The 8676-nt window shown below is 34.7% G+C and carries 11 protein-coding genes; 7 read left to right on the top strand and 4 right to left on the bottom strand.

Annotated features, from left to right (window positions below):
* The 4 genes from COZ07_RS08125 to COZ07_RS08140 form a co-directional block, all read left to right on the top strand.
* Positions 1-378, top strand: a 378-nt coding sequence (locus COZ07_RS08125; RefSeq protein ID WP_406608063.1) for an ABC transporter permease subunit, incomplete at its 5' end; no start/stop codon positions are given.
* A gap of 4 nt (positions 379-382) precedes the next feature.
* Entirely contained in the window at positions 383-1447 is a 1065-nt protein-coding gene (locus COZ07_RS08130; RefSeq protein WP_406608064.1) for a branched-chain amino acid ABC transporter permease, read from the top strand.
* The gene (locus COZ07_RS08135) at positions 1448-2230 is read left to right on the top strand and encodes an ABC transporter ATP-binding protein (protein WP_406608065.1); all 783 of its coding nucleotides are present in this window, start codon (positions 1448-1450) and stop codon (positions 2228-2230) included.
* A complete protein-coding gene (locus COZ07_RS08140) occupies positions 2214-2915 on the top strand; it encodes an ABC transporter ATP-binding protein (protein ID WP_406608066.1) in 702 nt (233 codons plus the stop codon). Before COZ07_RS08135 ends, COZ07_RS08140 begins: the two co-directional genes overlap by 17 nt.
* Positions 2916-3052: 137 nt before the next feature.
* Here the strand turns inward: COZ07_RS08140 and COZ07_RS08145 are convergent, their stop codons facing one another.
* The 3 genes from COZ07_RS08145 to COZ07_RS08155 are packed head-to-tail and all read right to left on the bottom strand — an operon-like array spanning position 3053 to position 6256.
* Positions 3053-4168, bottom strand: a complete 1116-nt coding sequence (locus tag COZ07_RS08145; protein ID WP_406608067.1) for a M48 family metallopeptidase — start codon at positions 4166-4168, stop codon at positions 3053-3055.
* Positions 4155-5432: an alanyl-tRNA editing protein gene (locus COZ07_RS08150; RefSeq protein WP_406608068.1), complete on the bottom strand. Its 1278-nt coding sequence runs from the start codon at positions 5430-5432 to the stop codon at positions 4155-4157. Before COZ07_RS08150 ends, COZ07_RS08145 begins: the two co-directional genes overlap by 14 nt.
* A gap of 50 nt (positions 5433-5482) precedes the next feature.
* Positions 5483-6256 (bottom strand): TatD family hydrolase, encoded by a 774-nt coding sequence (locus tag COZ07_RS08155; RefSeq protein ID WP_406608069.1) that lies wholly within the window; start codon positions 6254-6256, stop codon positions 5483-5485.
* Between the two features lie 249 nt (positions 6257-6505).
* On the opposite strand from COZ07_RS08155, the gene COZ07_RS08160 reads away from it, so the two are divergent.
* Complete coding sequence (locus tag COZ07_RS08160; protein ID WP_406608070.1) at positions 6506-7330, top strand: ERCC4 domain-containing protein; 825 nt, start codon at positions 6506-6508, stop codon at positions 7328-7330.
* Positions 7331-7400: 70 nt separating this feature from the next.
* Here COZ07_RS08160 and COZ07_RS08165 read toward each other — a convergent pair whose 3' ends face one another.
* Positions 7401-7589, bottom strand: coding sequence for a hypothetical protein (locus COZ07_RS08165; protein ID WP_406608071.1), 189 nt, complete (start codon positions 7587-7589; stop codon positions 7401-7403).
* A 256-nt stretch (positions 7590-7845) separates the two neighbouring features.
* Here COZ07_RS08165 and COZ07_RS08170 point away from each other — a divergent pair, with 256 nt between their 5' ends.
* Together COZ07_RS08170 and COZ07_RS08175 are read left to right on the top strand one after the other, a co-directional pair.
* On the top strand, positions 7846-8484 hold the full coding sequence (locus tag COZ07_RS08170) for an IS30 family transposase (RefSeq protein WP_406608072.1): 639 nt from the start codon (positions 7846-7848) through the stop codon (positions 8482-8484).
* On the top strand, positions 8462-8676 hold a 215-nt coding region (locus COZ07_RS08175; protein WP_406608074.1), incomplete at its 3' end, for an IS30 family transposase. The genes COZ07_RS08170 and COZ07_RS08175, both read left to right, overlap by 23 nt.

Below are 8676 nucleotides of genomic sequence, written 5' to 3' on the forward strand. Positions count from 1 at the left end.
ATGCGGGCAGTAGCTTTTCATAAAGATGCCTGCCTGATGATGGGTATAAATATAAACAAAATTATAACTATAACTTTTGGGATAGGAACTTCACTTGCTGCTGCGGCAGGTACATTATTTGCACTTACTTATGGGCAATTACAATCACCCTATTTAGGAATCTGGCCCGGCCTTAAAGCCTTTATCGCCGCAGTTTTAGGAGGTATTGGAAGTATCCCGGGAGCTATGTTAGGAAGTTATGTAATGGGTATCTCCGAAACCTTTGCTACTTCTATTAATTCCAATTTTGGCTACGGTATTGCCTTTGTAATCCTGATCGTAGTTTTAATATTTAAACCGGCAGGACTTTTAGGAAAATTCACCAAAGAAAAGGTATAAACTGATGAAAATTATAAAAAAAATTATTAATCTAATCAAAGAATATTATAAATTTATATTAATAACCGTTCTGGTTTATTTATTAATTGAAATACTTAATGGTACTATTCCAATTGTTCCTCGCCTTCTTAACCGTTATTATATGCAAATCCTTATGTTTGCTTTAATAAATATTATAATGACTGTAAGCTTAAACTTAATCAACGGATTCACCGGACAATTTTCGATTGGCCACGCTGGTTTTATGTGTATCGGGGCATACACTTCAGCTTATTTTACTACTATTCTATTTAAGGCAGCAAAAATGGCTTATTTCCCCCAATTAGCACTTTTTATTTTTTCTCTAATTATGGGAGGATTAATTGCCGCAATTGCTGGATATCTCATCGGACTCCCCACTTTAAAATTAAAAGGTGACTATTTAGCCATAGTTACTTTAGCCTTTGGTGAAGTAGTTCGCTCAATTGTCCGCGCTTCTGATGAAATTTCCGCTTTTTTAAGACAGATAGGCTTAGTTCAATACTCTGAAACCATTGCAAAAATAAGTGGTCCCCGAGGATTATCAACCATACCAGCCCTTTCTAAATTTTGGTTAGTATATGTTATTTCTATATTATCAGTTATAATTATGCGTAATTTTATTTACTCTACTCATGGTAGAGCTTGTCTTTCTATAAGGGAAAACGAAGTTGCCGCGGAGACTATGGGCATTAATACTACTCGGTATAAAATTATCGCTTTCAGCTTAAGTGCTTTTTTTGCTGGTGTCGGGGGCGGACTCTTTGCTCATGTCTTAAGATTTATTCACCCTGACAATTTCAGCTTCATAAAATCAATTGATTACCTTATTTACCTTTATGCTGGTGGAATGGGAAGTATTACTGGTTCTATTCTGGCTGCAACTGGACTTACTATTTTTCCAGAATTTTTAAGAGTAATTAACTTTCAACAATGGAGAATGGTCATCTACCCCTTACTTTTAATTATATTAATGTTAAGGAAACCGGATGGTATCTTTGGTAATCGTGAATTTTCATTTTTGGTCCCCAAAAGGAAAGAGGTAAATTAAGTGGTGATTTTAGAATTAAAAGATTTATGCTGTTACTTTGGCGGTCTAAAAGCGGTGGAAAAATTTAATACCCAAATTAAAAAGGATGAGTTAGTTGGCCTAATTGGGCCCAATGGAGCAGGTAAAACTACTGTATTTAACGTGCTCACCGGGATATACCCTCCTACTTCTGGAGAAGTTATTTTTCAAGAAGAGAATATCGGAGGGCTTCTTTCCCATAAAATTACTCAAAAAGGAATTGTCCGTACTTTTCAAAATATCCGTATTTTCCCAAACCTTAGTGTTTTAGAAAATATTATCATTGCCTATCACTTTCGTACTCACTATAGTATCTTCTCAGGCATACTAAGAGATGAAAATTATCATCGTGAGGAAGAGGAAATGAATAAACAAGCTATGGAATTGCTGCGACTTTTTGATTTACATACTTATTACCATAACCCAGCGGGAAGCCTCCCCTATGGCGAACAGAGAAAATTAGAAATAGCCCGAGCTTTAGCGACTAAACCAAGTTTACTTCTACTTGATGAACCGGCAGCTGGAATGAACCCTTATGAAACTATCAAATTAATGGAATTAATTAAAAAGATCAAGGAAGATTTTCAATTAACTATTTTCTTAATAGAACATCATATGCAATTTGTAATGGGAATTTGTGAAAGAATTATGGTAATGGATTTTGGAGTCCAGATTGCAGAGGGGACTCCTCTGGAAGTACAAAAAAACCCGAAAGTAATAGAAGCTTATTTAGGAGAAGAAAAAAAAGATGTTAAAAGTTCATAATTTAGAGGTATCTTATGGACCAATTCGAGCCCTTAAAGGAATCTCCTTCGAAGTAAAAGAAGGTGAAATAGTTACCTTAATTGGAGCAAACGGGGCTGGTAAATCAACTACTTTACGCACCATTTCTAACCTTCTTAAACCTCAAGGAGGAAGCATTACTTTTTTAAATGAAGACTTGTTATCGGTACCAGCATATGATTTGGTAAAAAGGGGTATAATCCATGTCCCAGAAGGAAGAATAATTTTTGGACCACTTACAGTTCAGGAAAATTTAGAACTTGCTACCTGGGGAAGAAAAGATAAAATAGCTATTCAGGAAGACTTAGAAAAAGTGTATGATCTATTCCCTATATTAAAAGGACGAAGACATCAACTAGGAGAGACCCTATCAGGAGGAGAACAACAGATGTTAGCCTTGGGTCGCGGATTAATGGCTCGAGCTAAACTTATGTTGTTAGATGAACCTTCTATGGGATTAGCCCCCCTTTTAGTTCAAGATATATTCCGAGTAATAAGACAGGCAAATGCTGAAGGCACTACTATTTTATTGGTAGAACAGAATGCCCATATGGCTTTAGAGATCGCCCATCGGGCCTATGTCTTAGAAACAGGAAATATTATTTTAGAAGGTCCTACTTCTGAGGTTGCGAAAAACCCCAAAGTAATTAAAGCTTATTTAGGATAATATTTAATATCTTTATTTATTTTATTATTTACTCCAATAATAATTCTTTTACAATTTACACTCTATTATATTCTTTTATAAACCTTTCTCTATCTTTTATTATTCCCTCTTTTACTTATTTTATATTTTTATTTTCTTTAAAAAGGCTGACTAAGTTTAAATTCCCAGAGGGCTCTCCTAATTTTATCCTTCGTTTCACTTAATACTTCTCTGGATGATTTATTTAACAATGCAGTCTCTGAATCATCTAAGGAGATTATTTTATCATTACGAATCAGAAGTGTAGAGGTAGTCCCCTCTATAAAAATATTTATTTCATAAGGAGATAAATCTACAGTAAGAAATTTATCCAGGTTTTGAGTAGCCTCTATCATCTTAAGGTAAATTTCATGGTTTTTTGGAAATGATAAATTTAAGATAGAGATATTATCAATATAAATAGTGCCAGTACAAAAAGACCTCTCATATATATATTTTATATTTACTTTAAGGTAATTGGTAGTAGCTCGCTTGTCGATCTCTATCCCCTTCTCCTCAAGTGTTTCTTTCACATAAGCAACCCGATCTTTAGTATCAGGATGAGTCTGAAATATTCCTAAATCCACCGAAGGTTTGAACATTTCTCTGGTATATTGTCTTTCTAAATAAGTCAAAAAGCCTACCGGGTTATATCCTACTTTAATGGAAAGATCAATGGCAGTTAAATCTGCTTCTTCTTCGTAATCCCGGCTATACTGATTAAGAAAGGTTATAGTAGTTAACTTCCCTAATAAAGCTACATCTGGCTCCCTGGTTAAAAGAACAGCTAAAATAGTGAGTAGATTATATTTAGTATTATCTCTGGTCTGCTTTAAAGCATGATTATGAATTATATGAGCAATTTCATGAGCTAAAATCCCGGCAAGCTCATCATCTGATTGAATATAATCAAAAAGATCATAAGTTACATAAATATATCCGCCGGGGATAGAAAAGGCATTAGGTCCGTCTATTTTTAATATCTTGAAGTGATATTTCATCCCTTCCAACTCAGAAGCTTTGGCTAATTTATTACCAATCTCGGTAATGGATAAATTTTGATTTAAATCCTCGACTACTTCATATTTCTTCTCAATATCTATAGATAATTTCTTACCTAATTGCTGTTCTTTAGCTAAATCTCTTTCTGTAGCAAAAGAATTAATACTTATCCATAAAAAACCTATTATTATTAAAAGAAAAATTATCGCAAGAACTAATTTATTTTTTCTCATTTTTTCCTAACCTTGTCAAGGGACGGTCCTTTGACACGTTTTTTGTCACATTTTTTATGATAAAATCTTGAAAATGCTCTAAGGCAAAATTCAGAGCCTTATCAATTCCTCCCCTGTTTGTTCCACCACCTTGAGCAAAATTGGGAGTTCCTCCCCCTTTACCATTAATGAATTTACAAGCTTCTTCCATTAACCTGTTCATATCATAATTTAAAGTCTCCGACCTGGCCAATAACAGATTAGCTCTTTCTCTTTTTATACCAAATAACAAGACACATTCTTCTAAATTTATAATCTTATTAGCTAATCTCCTTGACTCATCTACAGTTTTATCTTCAAAGAGCTTATTTATAACTTTTATATTATCCTTTATGATTACTTCATTATGGAGTAAATCCAAGGCTTCATAATCCTGTAATTTTTCTTTAAAATCTTTTAATTCTTTCCTAATCTCTTTTCTTTCCTCTAATATTCTCTCTATCACTTCATCCAATTCAGAATCTTTAACCGTAAGTCTATGGGAAATATTTTTTATCAATTCATTTTTCCAGGAATAATCTTCCCAAGAACGCCAGCCACAGATAAATTCCAGGCGAATATTCTCTCCTCTTTTCTCCCACTTAGTAACTTTAATCATACCCACTTCTCCGCTCGTTCGACAGTGAGTCCCTCCGCAGGCAGAAAGGTCGAAATCCTCCACCTCTACTATCCTGGTTTTTCCCTTTCTCTCCGGCATCTTCCTCAAATTTAATCTCTTTAATTCCTCTTCTCCTTCTACAAAATAACACTTTACTGGCCTATTCTCAAAGATGACCTCATTAGCACATTCTTCTGCTTTTTTAACTTCTTTTTCGGTTAACTCTTCTTTTATAATATCTAAAGTGCAAACTTCTTCTCCTAAATGAAAAGATACGGTCTCCAGATCCCATATTTTAATCAAAGCCCCAGATAAAATATGCTGTCCTAAGTGTTGCTGCATATGGTCAAATCTTCTCTCCCAATCTATCTTTCCAATTACTTCAGAATTTATCTCCTCTTTTAACTCTTCTTTTAAAATATGAATTATCTCTTTACCTTCTTCTATCACTTCAACAACCAAGACCTCCTGGATAACTCCCCTATCATAGGGTTGACCGCCAGAGGTCGGATAAAAAGCAGTTCTATCTAAAACAACTGCTGGCTGATCATCTATTCTCACTTTCTTTATAATCCGAGCTTTAAATTCCTTAAGATAAGAATCCTGATAATACAATCTTTCGGTCAAAGTATTTTTTCCTTTTCTAAATTTAAAATTAGAGAATCATTATAATAATCCTAAATCCCAAAAAAATTCTGAGCATTACGAGAAGTAATTTCGGCTACTTCTTTCAGGCTAATTCCTTTTATTTCCGCAATCTTTTCGGCAATTAGAGGGATATACTTTGGTTCATTGGGTTTTCCTCGAAAAGGATCAGGAGTCAGATAAGGTGAATCAGTTTCTAAAACCAGATCTTCTATAGGGACGTCTCCTACCACCGCTTTTAGTTTTTTTGCATTATTAAAAGTAACTACTCCTCCTATCCCTAAATAATATCCTCGCTCTATACCTACCTCGGCCAGATTTAAATCCCCGGAAAAACAGTGTAATAAAACTTTTAATCCTTTAGCCTCCTCAGCCAGGATCTTTAAGGTATCCTGATGCGCCTCTCGATCGTGAATAATAAGAGGCAGATTTAATTTCCGAGCCAAATTTATCTGTTTCTTAAAAGCTTCCAACTGACCAGGCGCGCTATTAGGATTACGGTAATAATCCAAGCCTATCTCTCCAATAGCTACTACCTTTAAATTTTTAGCTAACTTCTCTAACTCTATTAATTTCTGCTCATCTAAAATTTTAATCTCATTAGGATGAAAACCAATAGCCGCATAAACTCCCCTAAAACGAGAGGTAAACTCCAGGGCAATTTTACTGGAAGATAAGTCAGTACCTACAGTAACCATCTTAGTTACTCCCTTTTCTTCTGCCTCTTTGACTACCTCCTCGGTATCTCTTTTTATTAAATCAAGATGAGTATGGGTCTCCACAAAAAATGTATTAACTTCAATCACTCCTTTTATCTTTTCCTAACTTACATTTTATCAATCTTTTAATAAGTTATCAACTTACCATTAATCAAATTAAATTACCACCTAATTTATTCTGTTACCACAACCTCTCCTCTTAAAAAAACTATCTAATAATATATCTCAGTTATTCCTTTTAAGCAATTATTGAATACTCCAATAATTTATTATATAATTTAGCCACTGGAGCTAAAGTTGAGATTTATAATACCACAATAAAATGGAAAAAATAAAATGGAAAATAATTTACGCTGGCTGCTTTATAAAACCAATGAAGAAAAATTTCCCTACAAAATTTATTTAGAAGAAAAACCCAACGAATTTCTAATCTTAAAAGTTCAAGCCAGATGGCCTGGTCCCGGTAAAAAGATTTTCTGTATCTCTGAAGGATATCTCCATCAGGAAAAAATTGAAGATACTGAACCGGTGGAAGAATGTAATATTATTTTATTTAAAAGATTTGGGAAGAAGTTAAATCTTATTCTGGATAGAAAAACGAAAAGAAGATGCTGGTTTATTTTCTTAAAAAAAGAATACAAGACCAGACCGGGTGATTATTATGAACAAATATTTTGGATAACTCAATCCGCAATGAAAATGAGAGGAGCAGGAGCTTATATCCCTCAAGGCGGGAAAAAGGAACAAATGGAAATAATTATTGACCAAAGAGAACGTTATCCTTATAAATTTGCCAATGCCCTTACCAAAAGAGAAAATTTACCAGTAGGAGATTATGCTTTAATAAAAGATAAAAAGATTATAGCGGTGGCAGAAAAAAAGACTATGGATAATTTTCTTCATGAGATAAGGGGTTATGACATCTTCAAATCTTCCCTGGAGGAATTAAAGCAATACAAATATAAAGCAGTTATTTTTGACTCTCCTTATTCAGATTTTATAAATCCTAAAAAGAATCTCTTTTATCGCCCTTCCTATACCGCAGATATCCTGGCTGATCTATATGTAAATTTTCCTGAAATCCAATTCATGTTTTTTGAAAATAGAAAACTGGCTAATGAATGGTTGTATCGGTGGTTTAAAAGAATATGGAAGGATTGAATGATTGCACTTATTTTATGGTCCTTTTAAATCTTCTCCTCAAATCTTTTCTTTTTTTCCTGGCGAACACTCACGCCTTTTTCTGGCTTTCAAAATCTGAGAAGGCCCAGTAACCTAAAATAATCAGGTTTATCGGCGAAATGATAGATAGTATCCCAAAAAGAATCGGGTTCTTACCGTGCTTGGCTGCTATCTTGCCAAAGCATACCGCAATGTAGATAAGTCCAACCACCATCATTATCCAACCTAAGGTATTCATGTTAGACATCTCCTTTCTTTTTTGAACTTTCGCTTATCTTGTTTACTCCCAAAATTGCTTTATGCTTAATATTATGTACTAAATTAAGAATTTTTTCAACCTCTTCTTTGTTTAATACTAGCGGGAGTTTGGTGTTTTTGTTTTTTAGATTTATTGTCCATAAATAATGGGGACAGCTTAGGCTCAAGTTGCAAATGCAACACTTAACTTTGGTATAATATACTAAAATAAATATACTAAAAGAAAGGAGTTGCATATGGCCCATTTTTCTCAGTTAAGTATTAATGAACGTGAAGAGGTCAGCCTTGGAGTAGCCCAAGGGTTAAGTAAAAGCTATATTGCGCTATCTCTTGGCCGATCATCTAGTACCATCTGTCGCGAAGTCAACCGTAACACTGCCAACGGGCAAGTTTACAGAGCGGTTAAAGCTCATCATCGTGCTATTAAGTTAACTCATCTTGCCCGTAAAAACCGAAAAATGGATATCAATCTACCGTTAAAACACTACGTTCTTGAACACCTGGACCAATTATGGTCACCAGAACAGATTGCTAAACGCCTAAAAATATTGTATCCTATAGATATGACAATGCAAATCTCGCATGAAAGTATCTATTCGTATTTATATGTTCAGCCGCGAGGGACCTTACGTAAAGAATTAGTTAAATGTTTACGGCGCCATCATATCAACCGCCGTCCACGCGGAGGCAAGTCCCGTAAGAATTGCGCCTCTATTCAAGACTATCTAAGTATTGAAGAACGTCCTGCTGAAGTTGCCGATCGGATCATTCCAGGCCATTGGGAAGGCGATCTTATCATGGGACATAATAATGGTTCTGCTTTGGGTACTTTAGTTAAAACGAACCACCCTTATAACCTTCTTAGTTCAGCTTAAAGATAAAGCTACTACCACCGTACGAAAAGCTTTCGCTAAAGAATTTAAGCATCTTCCCAAAGGCTTAAAGCGTTCTCTAACCTATGACCAAGGCCAGGAAATGGCAGAACATAAACTTTTTACCAAGAGCACGCAGATTCAGGTTTACTTTGCGCATCCACATTCACCTTGGGAGCGAGGCACCAATGAAAA

Source organism: Candidatus Infernicultor aquiphilus, from assembly GCF_002784285.1.
Lineage (GTDB): Bacteria > Atribacterota > Phoenicimicrobiia > Phoenicimicrobiales > Phoenicimicrobiaceae > Infernicultor > Infernicultor aquiphilus.